The sequence below is a fragment of the Pinisolibacter sp. DMC19 genome, from assembly GCF_056313985.1.
The window spans coordinates 14757-30653 of sequence record NZ_JBQUZF010000004.1; the positions used below are offsets into that span (position 1 = coordinate 14757).

At 70.2% G+C, this 15897-nt stretch carries 21 protein-coding genes; 10 read left to right on the forward strand and 11 right to left on the reverse strand.

Features of this window, described 5'->3' with window-relative positions; genetic code table 11:
• Positions 1 to 37: 37 nt before the first annotated feature.
• Entirely contained in the window at positions 38 to 694 is a 657-nt protein-coding gene (locus ACT53U_RS11225) for a TetR/AcrR family transcriptional regulator (RefSeq protein ID WP_476155106.1), read from the reverse strand.
• 281 nt (positions 695 to 975) lie between these two features.
• Here ACT53U_RS11225 and ACT53U_RS11230 point away from each other — a divergent pair, with 281 nt between their 5' ends.
• Genes ACT53U_RS11230 through ACT53U_RS11240 form a run of 3 tightly spaced genes read left to right on the forward strand, consistent with a single transcriptional unit; the run spans position 976 to position 5643 of the window.
• On the forward strand, positions 976 to 2196 hold the full coding sequence (locus ACT53U_RS11230) for an efflux RND transporter periplasmic adaptor subunit (RefSeq protein WP_476155108.1): 1221 nt from the start codon (positions 976 to 978) through the stop codon (positions 2194 to 2196).
• A 1-nt stretch (position 2197) separates the two neighbouring features.
• Positions 2198 to 4174 carry a MacB family efflux pump subunit gene (locus tag ACT53U_RS11235; protein ID WP_476155110.1) on the forward strand — a complete coding sequence of 659 codons (1977 nt, stop codon included), beginning with the start codon at positions 2198 to 2200 and terminating at the stop codon, positions 4172 to 4174.
• 5 nt (positions 4175 to 4179) lie between these two features.
• Entirely contained in the window at positions 4180 to 5643 is a 1464-nt protein-coding gene (locus tag ACT53U_RS11240) for an efflux transporter outer membrane subunit (protein ID WP_476155112.1), read from the forward strand.
• A 159-nt stretch (positions 5644 to 5802) separates the two neighbouring features.
• On the opposite strand, the gene ACT53U_RS11245 is transcribed toward ACT53U_RS11240, so the two are convergent.
• From ACT53U_RS11245 to ACT53U_RS11285, 9 genes are all read right to left on the reverse strand, one after another.
• On the reverse strand, positions 5803 to 6648 hold the full coding sequence (locus ACT53U_RS11245) for a transglutaminase-like domain-containing protein (RefSeq protein WP_476155114.1): 846 nt from the start codon (positions 6646 to 6648) through the stop codon (positions 5803 to 5805).
• Between the two features lie 91 nt (positions 6649 to 6739).
• Entirely contained in the window at positions 6740 to 7309 is a 570-nt protein-coding gene (locus ACT53U_RS11250) for a general stress protein (protein WP_476155116.1), read from the reverse strand.
• Positions 7310 to 7532: 223 nt separating this feature from the next.
• A complete protein-coding gene (locus ACT53U_RS11255; RefSeq protein ID WP_476155118.1) occupies positions 7533 to 7676 on the reverse strand; it encodes a DUF3096 domain-containing protein in 144 nt (47 codons plus the stop codon).
• Positions 7677 to 7733: 57 nt separating this feature from the next.
• Positions 7734 to 7982 (reverse strand): hypothetical protein, encoded by a 249-nt coding sequence (locus ACT53U_RS11260; RefSeq protein WP_476155120.1) that lies wholly within the window; start codon positions 7980 to 7982, stop codon positions 7734 to 7736.
• Positions 7983 to 8034: 52 nt separating this feature from the next.
• Positions 8035 to 9186, reverse strand: coding sequence for an alpha/beta hydrolase (locus ACT53U_RS11265; protein WP_476155122.1), 1152 nt, complete (start codon positions 9184 to 9186; stop codon positions 8035 to 8037).
• A gap of 4 nt (positions 9187 to 9190) precedes the next feature.
• Entirely contained in the window at positions 9191 to 9349 is a 159-nt protein-coding gene (locus ACT53U_RS11270; RefSeq protein ID WP_476155124.1) for a DUF3309 family protein, read from the reverse strand.
• A gap of 72 nt (positions 9350 to 9421) precedes the next feature.
• Positions 9422 to 9811, reverse strand: a complete 390-nt coding sequence (locus tag ACT53U_RS11275; RefSeq protein ID WP_476155126.1) for a PRC-barrel domain-containing protein — start codon at positions 9809 to 9811, stop codon at positions 9422 to 9424.
• 74 nt (positions 9812 to 9885) lie between these two features.
• The gene (locus tag ACT53U_RS11280) at positions 9886 to 10056 is read right to left on the reverse strand and encodes a CsbD family protein (protein ID WP_476155127.1); all 171 of its coding nucleotides are present in this window, start codon (positions 10054 to 10056) and stop codon (positions 9886 to 9888) included.
• Positions 10057 to 10175: 119 nt separating this feature from the next.
• Positions 10176 to 10409, reverse strand: coding sequence for a hypothetical protein (locus ACT53U_RS11285; RefSeq protein WP_476155129.1), 234 nt, complete (start codon positions 10407 to 10409; stop codon positions 10176 to 10178).
• A 439-nt stretch (positions 10410 to 10848) separates the two neighbouring features.
• Here ACT53U_RS11285 and ACT53U_RS11290 point away from each other — a divergent pair, with 439 nt between their 5' ends.
• The 5 genes from ACT53U_RS11290 to ACT53U_RS11310 all read left to right on the forward strand — a co-directional run bounded on the left by ACT53U_RS11290 (position 10849) and on the right by ACT53U_RS11310 (position 13323).
• On the forward strand, positions 10849 to 11142 hold the full coding sequence (locus tag ACT53U_RS11290; protein ID WP_476155131.1) for a hypothetical protein: 294 nt from the start codon (positions 10849 to 10851) through the stop codon (positions 11140 to 11142).
• Positions 11139 to 11567, forward strand: coding sequence for a hypothetical protein (locus tag ACT53U_RS11295; RefSeq protein WP_476155133.1), 429 nt, complete (start codon positions 11139 to 11141; stop codon positions 11565 to 11567). The genes ACT53U_RS11290 and ACT53U_RS11295 overlap by 4 nt, the downstream gene beginning before the upstream one ends.
• Positions 11568 to 11574: 7 nt before the next feature.
• The gene (gene dps / locus ACT53U_RS11300) at positions 11575 to 12192 is read left to right on the forward strand and encodes a DNA starvation/stationary phase protection protein Dps (protein ID WP_476155134.1); all 618 of its coding nucleotides are present in this window, start codon (positions 11575 to 11577) and stop codon (positions 12190 to 12192) included.
• A 52-nt stretch (positions 12193 to 12244) separates the two neighbouring features.
• Positions 12245 to 12970, forward strand: a complete 726-nt coding sequence (locus tag ACT53U_RS11305; RefSeq protein WP_476155136.1) for an SH3 domain-containing protein — start codon at positions 12245 to 12247, stop codon at positions 12968 to 12970.
• Positions 12971 to 13032: 62 nt separating this feature from the next.
• Positions 13033 to 13323, forward strand: coding sequence for a hypothetical protein (locus ACT53U_RS11310; RefSeq protein WP_476155138.1), 291 nt, complete (start codon positions 13033 to 13035; stop codon positions 13321 to 13323).
• 221 nt (positions 13324 to 13544) lie between these two features.
• Here the strand turns inward: ACT53U_RS11310 and ACT53U_RS11315 are convergent, their stop codons facing one another.
• Positions 13545 to 13775 (reverse strand): hypothetical protein, encoded by a 231-nt coding sequence (locus ACT53U_RS11315; protein WP_476155140.1) that lies wholly within the window; start codon positions 13773 to 13775, stop codon positions 13545 to 13547.
• 616 nt (positions 13776 to 14391) lie between these two features.
• On the opposite strand from ACT53U_RS11315, the gene ACT53U_RS11320 reads away from it, so the two are divergent.
• Both ACT53U_RS11320 and ACT53U_RS11325 read left to right on the forward strand, forming a co-directional pair.
• On the forward strand, positions 14392 to 15375 hold the full coding sequence (locus tag ACT53U_RS11320) for a 2-hydroxyacid dehydrogenase (RefSeq protein ID WP_476155141.1): 984 nt from the start codon (positions 14392 to 14394) through the stop codon (positions 15373 to 15375).
• 173 nt (positions 15376 to 15548) lie between these two features.
• Positions 15549 to 15872: a DUF1236 domain-containing protein gene (locus tag ACT53U_RS11325; RefSeq protein ID WP_476155143.1), complete on the forward strand. Its 324-nt coding sequence runs from the start codon at positions 15549 to 15551 to the stop codon at positions 15870 to 15872.
• Positions 15873 to 15897: the final 25 nt, after the last annotated feature.

Below are 15897 nucleotides of genomic sequence, written 5' to 3' on the forward strand. Positions count from 1 at the left end.
AAGAGGGTCCGCGCCCCGCTCGTCGACCGACGGACGCCTATCGCGGCAGGGCGCCGCGCAGGAACAACGCGATACAGCCTTCGAGGCGCCGGCGTCGCGCCGCCGGCTCCTCCGTCTCGCCCGCGATCGGCGGCGGGCGACTGGCTCCGAAGACCATGTCCATCAGAATGCGCGCGGCGAGATCGGCATCGTCGACGACGAGGTCGCCGCGGTCGGATCGCCGTTGCAGCCAAGCGGCGAGATCGAGGCGAGACTTCTCCGGTCCGTGACGAAAGATCGTCTCGCCGAGCTCGGGGTGGGCGATCGTCTCGAACAGAGCCATCTCGAGCAGGGCGTGGCGCGCGCGATCTTCCGCGGCGTCGATGTCGACGCGCACGATCACCCGCAGGGCATCGTCGACGGCGAGCTCGTCGAGACCGTCGGGAAAGGCCAGCATCGAGTGCCGATGGGCCTCGACGACGGCGGCGAAGAGATCGCCCTTGTTGGCGAAGAATCGATAGAGCGTCGTCTTCGAGACGCGGCCACGTGCCGCCACCTCGTCCATGGTGACGCGTCCGTAGCCGCGCTCGAGGAAGAGGCTGCGCCCGATCTCCACGATGCGGTCGCGCTGTTCGGCGTCCGTCGCCACCTTCGGCCGTCCGCGCGGTCGCCGCGGCGCATCCACGCCCATCACCTGCGGACCGTCGCCCGTCATTTCGACCCTCCACGGCCTGCCGCCGAACCGTCGCCGCTTGACGGCGACGCCATTTCCATGAATAAGAATACGGTGGCGTATCAAAAAATGCCAGCCACCGTTCGCCGCCTCCATCCACCGTCGGGGTGGACGGATCGTCGCACGGAAACCTACCGGAAACGACACGCCATGGCCACGTCCGCAGTCGTTCCGGGCGAGGCGGCGCGCGACGCGTCGGGCGGCCCGCGGACGGGGCGACCGGTCGTGGTGTGTCCGTCGTCGCCTTCTCCAGGAGCTCCCGCATGACCCCCAAGACCCGCACGACGATCGCCGGCCTCGGCGTCGCCGGCCTCCTCGCCGGCCTGTGGTGGTGGCGTGGCGAGACGGCGCGTGATCCGCTGGCCGATCTGCTGGTCGCCGAGGCGACGATCGCCGACGTGCAGCAGACGGTGCAGGCGACCGGTACCCTGCGTCCCGTCCGCCTCGTCGCCGTCGGCGCCCAGGTGTCGGGGCGCATCACCGCGATGAAGGTGGCGATCGGCGACACGGTGAAGGCCGGCGACCTCGTCGCCACCATCGACAACGTCAGCCAGGAGAACGACCTGAAGAGCGCCGAAGCGGCGCTCGCCGACGTGCGTGCCCAGAAGCGTCAGAAGGAGGCGAGCCTCGTCTATGCCGAGGCGGTGCTCGAACGCGAAACCACCACCTTCGCCAAGCAGGCGAGTTCGAAGGACGCGCTGGAGAGCGCACGGGCGACGGTCCTGACGACGCGCGCCCAGATCGACTCGCTCACCGCCCAGATCACCCAGGCCGAGGTGAAGGTCGATTCGGCCCGCGTCGATCTGGGACACACCCGCATCGTCGCGCCGATCGACGGCACCGTGCTCCTGGTGGTCACCCAGGAGGGCCAGACCGTCAACGCGGTGCAGTCGGCGCCGACCATCGTCGTGCTCGGCCGCATCGATCGCATGACCATCCGCGCCGAGATCTCGGAGGCCGACGCGCCCAAGGTGAAGCTCGGTCAACCGGTCTCCTTCTCGATCCTCGGCGATCTCGACCGACGCTGGGAGGGCAGCCTCGAGGCGCTCGACCCCGCGCCGGATTCGCTGCGCTCCGACAGCCAGATCACCTCGTCGAGCACCTCGACCGCGTCGAGTTCGTCCTCGTCCTCGTCGTCGAGTTCCTCGGCGATCTACTATTACGGCCGCTTCGAGGTCCCCAATCCGGACGGCGTGCTGCGCACCTACATGACCGCCCAGGTCAAGGTGATCCTCGGCGAGGCCAAGGGCGTCGTCACCGTGCCGACCGCCGCCCTCTCCACCACCGGTGCCGGTTCCGAGCGCGCCGTCGAGGTGGTCGGTTCCGGCGGGGCGACGGAGCGGCGCAAGGTCGTGGTCGGTCTCGACGACAAGGTCCGCGCCGAGATCCGTTCGGGGCTCGCCGCCGGCGAGAAGGTCGTCGTCGGCCGCCGCTCGACCGAGGCCAAGACGTCGGCGATGCCCGGCCCGCCCGGAGGGCTGTGACATGAACGACGCGCCGCTGATCTCGCTCTCCGGCGTCGGCCGCGAGTATCCGGCCGGCGAAGGCTCCGTCGCCGTGCTCTCCGACGTCGATCTGGAGGTGCACGCCGGCGAGTTCGTGGCGATCATGGGCGCCTCGGGTTCCGGCAAGTCGACCCTGATGAACATCCTCGGCTGCCTCGATCGTCCCTCGCACGGCGACTATCGTTTCGAGGGGCGCTCCACCGCCGATCTCGATCCGGACGAACTCGCCGAGCTCAGGCGCGAGCACTTCGGCTTCATCTTCCAGCGCTACCACCTGCTGTCCGAGCTCACCGCCCTCGGCAACACCGAGATCCCGGCGATCTACGCCGGCACGCCCGGCGACGTGCGGCAGAAGCGCGCCGCTGCGTTGCTCGCCCGTCTCGGTCTCGCCGAGCGCGTCGGCCATCGGCCGGGTCAGCTCTCCGGTGGCCAGCAGCAGCGCGTCTCGATCGCCCGCGCCCTGATGAACGGTGCCGACGTGGTGCTCGCCGACGAGCCGACCGGCGCCCTCGATCGCCGCTCCGGCGAGGAGGTCCTGAAGATCCTCGCCGAGCTCAACGCCGAGGGCCACACCGTCATTCTCGTCACCCACGACGCCCAGGTGGCGCAGCGCGCGCGCCGCATCGTGGTGATCTCCGACGGCCGCATCGTCTCCGATCAGCCGAACGAGGTCGCGCCGGTCGAGGGCGTGGCTGCGACGGCCTCTCCCGGCGTGGGACCGGGCGCGACGCCCGGCGGTGTCGGCGCCCTGCGCGCCCTCCTCGCCCGCTTCGAGGAATCCTTCCACATGGCGGTGCTCGCCATGCTCTCGCATCGGCTGCGGACCTTCCTCACCATGCTCGGCATCGTCATCGGCATCGCCTCGGTGGTCGCCATGGTGGCCCTCGGCGAGGGGTCGCGACAGAAGGTGCTCTCCAACATCTCGAGCCTCGGCACCAACACGCTGGAGATCTTCCCCGGCAAGGATTTCGGCGACGTGCGCTCGACCAAGATCAAGACCCTGGTGCTCGCCGACGCCGAGGCGCTCGCCCGCGAGACCTGGGCCGCCGGCGTCACGCCGACCGTCTCGACCTCGACCACCCTGCGCCTCGGCGCGATCGAGGCGAGCGCGCAGGTCAACGGCGTCGGCCCCGACTATTTCCAGGTCAAGGCGACGAAGCTGAAGACCGGCCGCTTCTTCGACGCGGAGGCGGCGCGGACCATGTCGCAGGAGGTGGTGATCGACGAGAACACCGCCAAGACGCTGTTTCCCGATGCGAGCGAGAACCCGATCGGCCGGGTTATCCTGGTCGGCAAGGTCCCCTGCACGGTGATCGGCGTCACCCAGAAGCAGCAGGGCTTCGGTTCGAGCGGCACGCTCTCGGTGTTCCTCGCCTATACGACGGTGCAGGTGCGCTTCCTCGGCGACACCTCGCTGCGCTCGATCCTGCTGCGCGTCGCAGACACGGTCGACACGTCGCTGGCGGAAGAGGTCGCCACCGCCTTCCTCTCCCGCCGCCACGGCACCAAGGACTTCTTCATTCTCAACACCGACGACATCCGCCAGACCATCACCTCGACGACCTCGACGATGACGCTGCTGATCGCCGCGATCGCGGTGATCTCGCTCGTCGTCGGCGGCATCGGCGTGATGAACATCATGCTGGTGTCGGTGTCCGAGCGGGTGAAGGAGATCGGCGTGCGCATGGCGGTCGGCGCCCGGCGCTCCGACATCCTGCGCCAGTTCCTCACCGAGGCGGTGCTGGTCTGCCTGATCGGCGGCATTCTCGGCATCGTGGCCGCCTTCGGCGCCGGCTTCGTCTTCACGCTGCTCGGCTCGACCTACGTCTTCGTCTATTCGTCGACGACCATCCTCGCCGCCTTCGCCTGCTCCACCCTCATCGGTGTCGTCTTCGGCTGGCTGCCCGCCCATGGCGCGGCCCTGCTCGATCCCGTCGCCGCCCTCGCGCGAGACTGAGCCCCATGACCATTCGCTCCGCGACCGCGCTCCCCTTCGTCCTGTTGCTCGCCGCCTGCAGCGTCGGCCCCGACGTCGTGGCCCCCGAGATGGCCCTGCCGGGGCGATGGACGAACGGCGCCTCGCGCGTCGCCGAGCCGGCCCTCCGCACGCCCCTCGGCGAGTGGTGGAAGTCCTTCGGCGACCGCCTTCTCGATCGCCTGATCGAGGAGGCGGTCGCCGGCAATCTCGACGTCGCCACAGCCAAGGCCAAGATCCGCGAAGCCCGGGCCCTGCGTCGCGAGGCGATCGGCGGCCTGCTGCCGACCGTCGATGGCTCGGGCTCGGCGACGCGCCAGCAGTCGGCCGCGTCGTCGGCGAGTTCCGGCTCGCGCGTCTCCAGCCTGTTCCAGGCCGGCTTCGACGCCTCGTGGGAGCTCGACCTCTTCGGCGCCGAGGCCCGCTCCGTCGAAGCGGCGAGCGCCGAACTCGACGCCAGGCACGACGACCTCGATGCCGCCCTGCGCACCCTCGTCGGCGACGTCGCCTCGAACTATGCCGAGGCTCGCGGTCTCCAGGCCCGCATCGCGCTCGCCCGCCGGACCGCGAGTTCGCAGCGCGCCACCGCCGCCCTCACCCGGACGCGCTTCGAAGCCGGCTCGGCCGCCGCGGTCGACGACGCCAAGGCCGCCGCCCAGGCGGCGAGCACCGAGGCCCAGATCCCCGGTCTCGAATCCTCCCTCGCCCAGACGGTCCACCGTCTGTCGATCCTCACCGGCCGCGTCCCCGGCGCCCTCGCCGGGGAGATGGCGCGCGGTGGCTCGATCCCGGCCCCCCGTCGCGTCCTGCCCACCGGCGTCCCCGCCGACGTCCTCACCGAACGCCCCGACGTCCGCGCCGCCGAACGCCGCCTGGCCGAAGCCACCGCGAAGGTCGGCGCCGCCGAAGCCGCGCTCTATCCGAGCGTGTCGCTCACCGGCTCGATCTCGACCTCCGCCACCCGCCTCGGCGATCTCGGTCGGGGATCGACCGTCGCCTGGTCCTGGGGGCCGTCGGTGAAGGTACCGATCTTCGAAGGCGGCAAACTCGTCGCCGCTCGCGACGGTGCCGCCGCGGTGCGCGATCAATATCTGATCGCCTGGCGCAGCACCGTCCTGACCGCGCTCGAGGACGTCGAGAACGCCCTCGTCGCCCTCGCCAAGGAGCGCAGCCGCGCCCGCAGCCTCGCCGAGGCGGCGAACCAGTACCGGCGTGCCGCCACCCTGTCGCGCGAGCTCTATCGCACCGGCAGTTCGGGCTTCCTCGACGTGCTCGACGCCGAACGCTCGCTCTATTCCGCCGAAGACACCCTGATTCAGAGCCGAGTGGCGATCACCACCGACCACATCGCCCTCGCCAAGGCCCTCGGCGGCGGCTGGACGCGACCGGTCGAGACCGCGACGCCGGAAGTCGTCGATACGAACACGGGCCCGCGTCCGCGCGGGTGGTAGGGGGCTGCCGCGTCTCTCACCCCGCAGACGGCGAGCGATCTCCCCGGGCAGGGGGCAGAGTTCCACGCCGAAACACGATCCGCGGCCGGGTCGTCGAGGCCACGAGGCGCGGCCGGCGCCGTCGGACGACGCCTCGACCGATGCGCCCGCCTTCGCCGTTCACCGGCGTGCCGCATCCCATGGAACGACGGCACCGCCGGCATCGACCTCGTCGCACCACACCCGGAACGCCTCCAGCACGTGCGGGCCGAAGGAGTTGACGAGGGGAATGTCGGCGGCGTCGCGACCGCGGGCGATCGGCAGACGCCCGATCCGAGGACTGTTGTTGCGGGCGTCGAACGCGTACCAGCGGCCTCCCAGCCAGACCTCGATCCAGGCGCTGAAGTCCATCGGGTTCGGGCTCGGCGGCACGCCGATGTCACCGAGATGGCCGTTCACGTAACGCGCCGGGATGTTCATGCAGCGACACAGCGTGATCGCCAGATGGGCGTAGTCGCGGCAGACGCCGACACGCTCGTGGAAAGCCTCGAAGGCGGTGCGGGTCGGCCGGGCGCGCGCGTAGTCGAAGGTGATGCGATCGTGGACGAAGTCGCAGATCGCCTGCACCCGGCTCCAGCCCGGACTCACGGAACCGAACAGATCCCAGGCGATCTGGCTCAGGAGATCGGTCTCGCAGTAACGACTGCCGACCAGATGGATCAGACACGCGTCGGGAAGATCGGCGACCGGAACCTCTTCCGCGAAGGGCGCGACCGGGTCCGCCTGTCCGTCGTCCTCGATCACGCCGCCGGCGGAGATCCGCAGGCGCCCCGCAGGCGCCACGAAACGACGGCAGCGATTGCCGAAGAGGTCGAAATAGAGCCGCGACCGGATCGGCGGTTCGGAGGCGAACGGCATCTCGGTTCGGATCGCGGGCAGGATGCTGCGGTGGAGGTCCAGCAGGCAGACCATCGGGGCCGGCGCGGCGCAGACGAAGGTCATCTCCCAGCCGTATCGGATCAACATGTCGCCCCCTTTCTCGACGGGTGTCCGGCCGCCCCGCCGGTGGCAGGGCGGTCGATGGCACCCATATGGCGAGCCGGCACGGATCCGGCGCTCAGGCGACGGCGGGCTGGGCCGTCGCGCCGTCCGGTGCCGCGGGGGCCGGCTTCGCGTGCGTGTGGACGTCGATGCTCGCCGGGCCGGTCAGGTCGAGGATGGCCCGGGCGCGAGCGATCTCCTCGGCCGTCCCGTGTGCCGACACCAGGAAGCCGTCGGCCTTCACCGCGCCCTCGTAACGAATCACGCTGTCCTTCGGGATGCCGAGCCCGTAGAGCGCCGCGCCCAGCGCACTGAGCCCGCCGACCACGACGGCGTTCTCGAGGACCGATACCGACACGGCGGCGAGATAGCCGAGGACGATCACGTGACCGACCAGCGGAACGGTCAGGAACAGTCCGCCGAAGAACAGACCCCAGAGCGCGCCCCAGAAGGCGCCGCGCGTGCCCCAGAACCGGACGCGGTCGCCGGTGTTGTAGAAGCCGACGACCTTTTCTTCGGTGTGGAAGCCCTTGCCGATGAGGCTGAGCTTCTTCATCTCGAAGCCGCCGTCGTTCAGCTTGTGGATCGCGGCCTCGGCGGCATTGTGGTCGGCGAAGACGGCGATGACGGTGTCGGTGATCTTCATGGATCTTCTCCTCGGGAGCACTCGTCGCGCTGCCCTTCGCTCCGACCCTAGCGGCCTGCCCGCGCCCTCGGCAGGATCGGAAAGTACTCGAGCAGAGACGGCACCGCGCCGCTCGCCGCGGCGGCGTCCGGCGGGCGTCGAGGCCTTCGCTCGTCGCTCGGAAGGTGGCGTCGTGGTGCAGGACGTCGCGGACGTGGTCCACCGTCTCCGCGCCGCGATCGCGTCACTTGAACAGGCCGAGGCCGAGAAGGCCCGAGACGATCAGGAAGGCGGCGACGATGTAGTTGAGCAGTTGCGGCATCACCAGGATCAGGACGCCGGCGATCAGCGAGACGATCGGCTGGAGGTTTCCGATGGAGATGGTCATGATGGCAATCCTCTCGTGCGATGGGTGAAGGACGGCGGGCCCGCGTGGGTCCATCGGTCAGGACTTCTTCGTCGCGGCATCGACCTCGAAGATCACGTCGAGTTCCGCCCGCAGCGTGCGGATCTGGACGCCGATGGCGACCGCACGGTCGACCGCCTCTTTCCGGCGCTCCGCCTTGACGGCCTGGAACGCCTTGCGACATTCGCCCGAACGCATGCCGCGCAGCGTCCGCTTGATCGCCTTTCTGGCCAGTTCGAGCGTGGTTTCGACCACCTCGAATTCGGCTTCGTCGTTTTCCTTGGACATCTCGTTCCTCTCCTCGGTCGTCGGGCACACGCGGCACCGACCTCGCGTCGTCTCAGGGACGGCCCGCCGTGACCGCGACGACGGGGGCCGTGACGAGCGTGGTCACCGAACCGAACGTGCCGACCAGGGCCACGCCGAGCCGGTCGCTCAGACCGACGTGCGCATCCGAGACCGGTTGGCCGGCGAGAAAGCGTTCGCCGAGCAGACGCACCACGTCGGGGCTCTTGGCGAACTTGTCGTGGTTGAGCGCACCGCCGCCTTGGAGGGCGGTCAGATCGACGACGTCGACACCCCGCTTCTCCAACAGCGCGCGGTTGGCGGGCGTGAACGGGTCGATGGCTCCGAGGCGGGCGCCGCTGCCGCCGACGAACTTCGCCAGTTCGAGCGCGTGGTCGTCGCGCGAGACGAAGAGCGTGAAGCGCGGATGGTCGCCGATCCGATCGAGTTGGGCGCGGAAGACATCGACGTCGAGATCGGGCGAGGCGAGGATCACGTTGCCGATCTTCCTCGAGACGCCGCCGTCGCGGATCGCCATCTGCCGCAGCGCTTCGACGGCCGGCCAGCTCCCCATGGAATGGGCGAGCACCGTGACGTCGGTGACGCCGGGATCGGCGACGGCGGTGCGCAGCAACCCTTCGAGCGCATCGCGCGACACGGTGGCGCTGTCCTTGTCGTAGTCGTAGGCCCAGACCGAGCCGCGCGAGGCCCACGAGAACAGGACCGGCAGGAAGTCTGTGCCGCTGTCGTGGACGAGCTGGGCGAAACGGAACACGGCTTCGTCGTGGCGCGTGTCGAAGCCGTGGACGAAGACCAGCACGCGATGCCTGCCGGATCGGTGGAACCAGGACTTCACCGCCTGCGGTTCGACCGCGTCGGAGCGCAGCACGGCGAAGCCGAGCGCCGGATCGGTGGGCCGGCCCGAGGGCCACTGCACCGCGCCGACGGTTCGTTTCGCCTCCGGCGGAATGGACACGACGAGGCGGTCGATCCGGACCGATGCGCCGCGGTCGCCGTCGAAGGGCGCGTCGACCAGCCCCGTCGGGGCGCGGGTGGTCACGGCCAGCATGTCGACGCGCGACGTGGCGTCCGCCCGCAGCGCGGTCGGCGCCATCCCGCCTTCGGCATGACCGGCGCAGCCGGCGAGGCCGAGACCGACGGCGACGACGACGGTGCCGAGACGGACCCTGGCGCGGTCGGGGACCATGGCGTCACAGTCGACCGAGCAGGAGAAGCACGACGACGATGATCAAGACCAGTCCGATGCCGCCGCTCGGGCCATAGCCCCAGTTGGCGCTGTGCGACCATGTCGGCAGAGCGCCGACCAGAATCAGGATCAGGATGACGAGGAGGATCGTACCGATGCCCATGATGGTCTCCCTTCGTGGAAGGACCTCCGGGGACACGCGAACGGGTTCGCGTGTCCCCGGCCGGTCTCGTCGTCACTTGGTGTACTTGTATTTCGGCAGGCTCTTCAGCGATTCCTTGGTGGCGCCGCCGAGGAACATCTTGGCGTCGCGAACCTCGAGGGCGCTGGCCGGAACCACGACCAGCTTGTCGCCGACCCCCAGGAAGCCGCCGACGGAGAGCACCGCGAAGGGCACCTTGTCGGCCGGCGTGACGATCAGATCGTCGATCTTGCCGACGGTCTCGCCGGCCTCGTTGACGACGGTGGCGCCGACCACCTTGGAGGTGCGGTAGCCGCTCGCCAGCGAGGTCGCGTCGACCTTCATCAGCGACATGGTCTGTACGACGCCCTGCGCGAAGGCAGGGCCGGCGAGCGCGATGCCGACGACGGCGACGCTCGCGAGAATCCGGATCGAAACGGTCATGGGTATCTTCCTTCGATGATTGGCGGGTCGGGTCCTCGGGGCGCTTCCGCCCCGAGGGAGCAACGACGGCGCGGTCATTTCTTCAGAGCGTCGCGGGTGCCGCCGACGAGGTTCTGGACCTTGCCCTCGACCTTGGTGGCCTTGCCGTCGGCGACGAGCTTGGCGTCGCCCAGGAGCTTGCCGGTGGTCTCTTCGACGGCACCCTTCACCTGCTTGGCGGAACCGACGATACGATCCTTGTTCATGGTCTCTCTCTCTCGTGTCTCGAGGTTTCGCGGAACCGGCGGATTGCCGTCCGCGATCGAAATTCGCACCCGAGGCGGACCGTCCGGCGGACGGGGGTCGGGCACGTGATCGGTGACCGTCAGCGTTCGGACGCCTCGTCCGGCAGGGCCTGGATGTGGCCGTGGGCGGTGCCGGCGAAGCGATGCGCGAGGTCGCTGTGTTCCAGGGCCGCCGTCGCGTGGCGATCGGCGGATGCCGGGTCGCCGAGGTCGTAGAAGTGGGACGCCTGATGATGGTGATGGGCGGCGGCGTGATGGTGCGACGCGGCCTGATCGTGGTGTTCGGCGGCCAGATGCCGGATGGGCGATTTCATCGATGTTCCTTCCACCCCCAAGGGGCGACCGTTCGATCGCCGTCCGTGAAGTCGAGGCACCACCGACGATTCCGGATGCGACCGGGAGGGCGCCGCGCCTTCGGGAGCCATCGTTCGGGCAGCGACACGGGGGGACGAGACGGAGCCTAGGAGGGGTGCAGGCGCGCGGGCAGCCTCGGAAACTACTCGAGCGGCCCGGGATCGCTCCGATGCCGCGTCGCGTGAGCGGCAGACGACGCGCCGCCGGGAAGGCCTGCGCGGCGGACGGGGCCGTTCGCTCGAGTAGATTCCGTCCCTGCTCGACACGGTGTCGGTCTGTCTAGGATCGCTTTCGGCCCCTTCGTCGTTCGGAGCCTCCCGCGTCGACGTGCCCCCGAATGGGGCGGCGTCGACAGGTTCGGGGGTGCGGCCGCCGCGCTGCCGGCCGGAGGATTCCTCCATGAACACAGCCACCGTCACCGACCCCGACATCGCCGCTCTGCGCGAGGATCTCGCCGCGCTGAAGCGCGACTTCGCCGGTCTCGTCGATCATTCGAAGGACCGCGTCGGCGACGTCGTCGGCCGAGCCGCCGCCTCGCTCGACGACGGCGCGCGCCGCATCGCCGACGACGTCGGAACCGAGAGCGCTCGGGCCGCCGACGCGCTCGGCAAGGCGATCGAGGAGCATCCGCTCGCCGCCCTCGCCGTCGCCGTCGGGGTCGGCGTGATCGGCGGCCGGCTGTTGCTGCGGTGACCGGACTTCCGACATGGCTCGGCCTCGCCGTGCGGGTCCTCTCGGCGACCCGATCGGCGGGGTCGGTCTGCCCCGAAGCCCGCTCCCCGGCACGCTTCGTCGCGGTCGCCGGGCTGGGGCTTCTCGCGGCGGCATCCGCTCTCGCGGCGCTCGGCTGCTCGGTCGCGGCGGCATGGATCTGGCTGCGCCCGTTGGTCGGTCCGGTCGGCGCGCCGCTGGTCGTCGCCGCCGGTCTGGCGATCGTCGGGCTGGTGCAGGCCCTGCTGATCCGCCGTCTCGTCCGCGCTCCGCCCCCGTCCCGGTCGCCTCCCTCGACCGACGACGCTCTGCTCGGCGAGGCCGGTCGTCTCGTCGTCGCCCACAAGATCCCGATGCTGATCGCCGCCGTCGTCGGCGGTGTGATCGTCGGCTCAACCAGGAAGTGAGACCAACATGACCTCGTCGCCCACCTCGCCCAAGCCGCGCCCGATCGCCGTCGTCGCCCCGTCGCCCGCCCCGGCACCCGCCAAGGCCGAGACCGGCCGTGCCGATCGCGAGCAGACGGGATTTCCGCTGTCGACGACCCACAACACCCTCCACGCCGACATTCGCGCCCGCTCGATCGAACTGCTCAACCTGCACCTCGCCGCGTCGATCGACCTCCAGGCGCAGATGAAGCAGGCGCATTGGAACGTGCGCGGTCCCGGCTTCATCGCCATCCACGAGCTGTTCGACCGCATGGCCGAGGCGGTCTCGATCTGGTCGGACCTCCTCGCCGAGCGCGCCGGAGGGTTGGGTGGCACCGCCCACGGAACCATCCAGGTGGCGACCGTCGGCTCCTTCCTCGTTCCCTACGATCTCGGCCTGGCCGACACCACGAAGCACCTCTTCGCCGTGGCGAGTGGTCTGGCCGCCTTCGGCCAGTCGGCCCGTCGGGCGATCGATCAGGCCGAGGGCTTCGGCGACACCGACACCGCCGACATCTTCACCGAGATCTCGCGCGAGGCCGACCGCCAGCTCTGGTTCGCGGAATCGCACAACGTCCCGCATCGCGGCGCCACCACCGGATGAACGACGGCGCCACACCCGAACGGGTCGCTCGACCCGTGGAAAGAGAGATCCCATGTCGACCCGCTCCACGACGTCCGCCCTCGGACTGGTCCTGACCCTCCTCGTCGTCCCCGGTGCCGCTCTGGCCGCCGAGGGCTTCGCCCGCTCGTCGTCGTCCCTGCGCGCCGGGCCGGGCACCGACTACCCGCGCGTCGCCCGCGTCGTCTCCGGCGACAGCCTCGAGATCTTCGGCTGTCTGCGTCGCGCCACCTGGTGCGACGTGTCGGCCGACGGCGAACGCGGCTGGTTCCCCGGCAATCGCATCGACTTCGTCCAGTCCGGACGACGCATGCGCCTGTCGAGCGACGGCGCCATGTTCGGTCTCTCGGTCCTGACCTTCGGGATCGGCGACTACTGGGGTGCGCACTACGGCTCCCGCCCCTGGGTGAACGACCGCCGCTGGCGCGCCGGTGTCCGCGGGGATCGCGGCCCCCTCGTCAACCCGACACAGCCGCCGCACATGCCGGGTCCGCCGCCGGACATCACCGGAGACGGCCGTCCGCCGGCGGCGACCGCGCCGGTGGAGCGTCCGCCGAGGCAGGCCTCGCCGACGCGCGAACCGTCCGCCGTGCGACGTCCCGACGCTGCCGCACGCCCGAACCCGGCCCCACTGATGCCACGGGACGGCGCTACGATGCCCGGACAGGCCCCGAAGGACATGGCCCGCCCGCAGGATCGGCCCCGCCCTGCGACGGGCGGCGCGCCCGAACTGCTCCGCAAGCCCGGCCAGCCCGAATGACCTCCCGGTCGCGACGACCACCCCGGTCGTCGCGACACTCCGATCCCGAAGAGGACCTCCCCATGATGCCCCCCCTGAAGACCTTCGCCATCCTGACCGTCGTCGCCTTCGGCCTCGCCGCCTGCGCCAACGCCCGTGACACTCGCATGGCGGAGGGCGCCGGCATCGGCGGTGTCGGCGGTGCGATCATCGGCGGTGCCGCCTCCAACAGCGTCGGTGGCGCTCTGATCGGCGGTGTCGCCGGTGCCGCCGCCGGCGCCGTCATCGCCGACGCGACGCGGCCGCATCATGCCGGCCGCTACTGCTACTACAGCCGCGCCGTCGGTCATCGTGTCTGCCGCTACCGCGACTGACACGGACGAGACATCGGTCGATCGCCGCCGCGACGGTCGATCGAACGCCGAGGGTCGGATGCCTCCTCCAATCCTCGGCGGCCCGCCGGACAGACGAACGCCGTGCGGTCGGATCCGACCGCACGGCGCTTTCGTTCATACTCACAGTCGTCCCGCCGTCGCGGCGCCCCGGTCCCGGCACCGCGAGGGCGGCGGAGGGGCCGGGGACGCTGCACGTGCGGTCAGGCCTCGGGCAGGAGGACCGCACGCTTCTCGAGCCGGGCACGCAGATGCGGCGCGATCATCCAGGACAGCGGCAGGGAGACCACCGCGCTGACGCCGATGAACCACGGGAACAGGCTCATCGCATGGCTGGTCAACGGCGTGGCCAGGATCAGGATGGCTGCGGCGCCGAACAGAACGGCCTGCACCATCATGTAGACGAGCACGGAGATACGCAGTCGGGTGTCCATGACACTCCTCCTCGAGCGTTGCTTTCGGTCGTCGGCCGAAACGGTTCTTCGTCGGAGACGCATTCGGTGACTTGCCGAACGAACGGGCGAAACGTCGCGGGGCCGGGAGCCGCGACACCTTCGCCTCGAAGGTCGGGCGGCCGGGGCCGGCGAGACGAGGGGGCCGCCGGACGATCGCCCAGGGGGGAGTTGGGCGGTCCGACGGCGGGACCTCGAGGTCCGGGTCGAGCCTTCGACGGTCGAACGGGGCGAGAGTCGGGGGAGAGCTTCGCTCCGCCTGTCGAGGGCACGATCCAACAGAGACCATCGATCGGCCGCCGGCGTCACCCTCGGAATGTACTCGAGACACCACAGGCCGCGTCGGCCCGGTCTCGCGACGTCGTCGGCGATGGGGTCACCACCGCGCTCCTCGCATGGGCGTCGAACATTCCGGCGATCGACCGCCGGTCGGGTCCGGCCGTTTCCGGGGCGAGCCCGGATGGCGCGCGGCGCTCGAGTATATTCCGACCCTCCCGACCCGGGCTCGCGCGCCCAGGCTGGAGCGCCCGCGATCCGTCCGTTCGTCCTTCCGCGATCGGTGGTCGATCGGCGAGGCGGAACCGCCGGAGGGCTCGCCGTGAACGTCACCATCTTCAGCACCAAGTCCTACGACCGGCAGTTCCTCGCCGCCGCCGGAGGGGCGCACCGGCTCGTCTTCCTCGAGGCGCACCTCTCGCCCGAGACCGCCGTTCTGGCGCGCGGGGCCGGCGCCGTCTCGGCCTTCGTCAACGACCGGATCGACGAGGCGGTGCTGACGACCCTCGCGAGCCTCGACGTCCGCCTCGTCGCCCTGCGCTCGGCCGGCTTCAACAACGTCGACCTCGCCGCCGCCGCACGCCACGGCGTGACGATCGCCCGGGTTCCTGCCTATTCGCCGGAAGCGGTGAGCGAGCACACGGTGGCGCTGATCCTGGCGCTCGACCGCCACATCCACCGCGCCTACGCCCGTGTCCGCGAAGGCAATTTCGCGCTCGAGGGTCTGCTCGGCTTCAATCTCCACGGCCGCACCGTCGGCGTGGTCGGGACCGGGCGGATCGGACGCGGGGTGGCGCGGATCATGGCGAGTTTCGGCTGCCGCATCGTCGCCTTCGACCCGACGCCCGATCCCGACTGCCTCGCCGCGGGCGTCACCTACATGGACCTGCCGGATCTGCTGGCGATCGCAGACGTCGTCAGTCTGCACTGTCCGCTGACGCCGCAGACGCGGCACATGATCGATGCGACCGCGATCGGCAACCTGAAGCGGGGGATGATGCTGATCAACACCAGTCGCGGCGGCCTGATCGACACCCGCGCGGTGATCGACGCGCTGAAGGAGGGTACGATCGGTCTGCTCGGGCTCGACGTCTACGAGGAAGAGGCCGATCTGTTCTTCGAGGATCTCTCCGACCAGGTCATCCGCGACGACGTCTTCGCCCGGCTCCAGACCCTGCCGAACGTCCTGATCACCGGCCACCAGGGCTTCTTCACCGTCGAGGCCCTGCGGGCGATCGCCGAGACCACCTTCGCCGACATCACCGCCTTCGAGACGACCGGCCGGGCGATCCACGCGGTGCGGTGAACGGCCGACGCATCGCTCGATGTGTCCCCCACCGGTTGTGCCGTCACGTCATAGGGGGCGAAAACCGGGCGCGGGGCGATGAAATGGGTAGATTCCGAAGCTCCCGGCCAGCCGCCCCGTCGATCATGCTGCGATCCGTCGTTCCGTCCGATCGTGGATGGCGGGAGACGGCCATGCACACTTGGGTTCTCGCTGCTTCACTGGTCACGCTGTTCGCCGTTCCGATCGCCGTGCTGGCCGGGGACGGCAGCTTCGCCGACGGGCTCTTCGGGGTCGACCAACGGCCGCGGTTTCGCGAATACGTCGTCCGCCACCCCCCGGTCTCCTTCGCCTACGGCCGAAAGCTGCGGATCGGGACGATCCTGCCCGAGCGGGGCGTGACCTATCACGACGTCCCGGCCGAATACGGGGTCCGCGCCTTCCGCTACACGATCGTCGATCACAAGCCCGTCCTGGTCGATCCGACCACACGGCGCGTCGTCGACATTCTGGAATGACCCGCTCGAAGACCGAACCGAGACC

Coding starts and splice junctions, on each gene's coding strand:
- ACT53U_RS11315 (WP_476155140.1), bottom strand. CDS start 13,775: ATGGACACCCGACTGCGTATCTCCGTGCTCGTCTACATGATGGTGCAG.
- ACT53U_RS11280 (WP_476155127.1), bottom strand. CDS start 10,056: ATGAACAAGGATCGTATCGTCGGTTCCGCCAAGCAGGTGAAGGGTGCC.
- ACT53U_RS11265 (WP_476155122.1), bottom strand. CDS start 9,186: ATGGTCCCCGACCGCGCCAGGGTCCGTCTCGGCACCGTCGTCGTCGCC.
- ACT53U_RS11235 (WP_476155110.1), top strand. CDS start 2,198: ATGAACGACGCGCCGCTGATCTCGCTCTCCGGCGTCGGCCGCGAGTAT.
- ACT53U_RS11285 (WP_476155129.1), bottom strand. CDS start 10,409: ATGAAATCGCCCATCCGGCATCTGGCCGCCGAACACCACGATCAGGCC.
- ACT53U_RS11305 (WP_476155136.1), top strand. CDS start 12,245: ATGTCGACCCGCTCCACGACGTCCGCCCTCGGACTGGTCCTGACCCTC.
- ACT53U_RS11240 (WP_476155112.1), top strand. CDS start 4,180: ATGACCATTCGCTCCGCGACCGCGCTCCCCTTCGTCCTGTTGCTCGCC.
- ACT53U_RS11225 (WP_476155106.1), bottom strand. CDS start 694: ATGACGGGCGACGGTCCGCAGGTGATGGGCGTGGATGCGCCGCGGCGA.
- dps (WP_476155134.1), top strand. CDS start 11,575: ATGACCTCGTCGCCCACCTCGCCCAAGCCGCGCCCGATCGCCGTCGTC.
- ACT53U_RS11245 (WP_476155114.1), bottom strand. CDS start 6,648: ATGTTGATCCGATACGGCTGGGAGATGACCTTCGTCTGCGCCGCGCCG.
- ACT53U_RS11250 (WP_476155116.1), bottom strand. CDS start 7,309: ATGAAGATCACCGACACCGTCATCGCCGTCTTCGCCGACCACAATGCC.
- ACT53U_RS11325 (WP_476155143.1), top strand. CDS start 15,549: ATGCACACTTGGGTTCTCGCTGCTTCACTGGTCACGCTGTTCGCCGTT.
- ACT53U_RS11310 (WP_476155138.1), top strand. CDS start 13,033: ATGATGCCCCCCCTGAAGACCTTCGCCATCCTGACCGTCGTCGCCTTC.
- ACT53U_RS11290 (WP_476155131.1), top strand. CDS start 10,849: ATGAACACAGCCACCGTCACCGACCCCGACATCGCCGCTCTGCGCGAG.
- ACT53U_RS11230 (WP_476155108.1), top strand. CDS start 976: ATGACCCCCAAGACCCGCACGACGATCGCCGGCCTCGGCGTCGCCGGC.
- ACT53U_RS11255 (WP_476155118.1), bottom strand. CDS start 7,676: ATGACCATCTCCATCGGAAACCTCCAGCCGATCGTCTCGCTGATCGCC.
- ACT53U_RS11275 (WP_476155126.1), bottom strand. CDS start 9,811: ATGACCGTTTCGATCCGGATTCTCGCGAGCGTCGCCGTCGTCGGCATC.
- ACT53U_RS11270 (WP_476155124.1), bottom strand. CDS start 9,349: ATGGGCATCGGTACGATCCTCCTCGTCATCCTGATCCTGATTCTGGTC.
- ACT53U_RS11260 (WP_476155120.1), bottom strand. CDS start 7,982: ATGTCCAAGGAAAACGACGAAGCCGAATTCGAGGTGGTCGAAACCACG.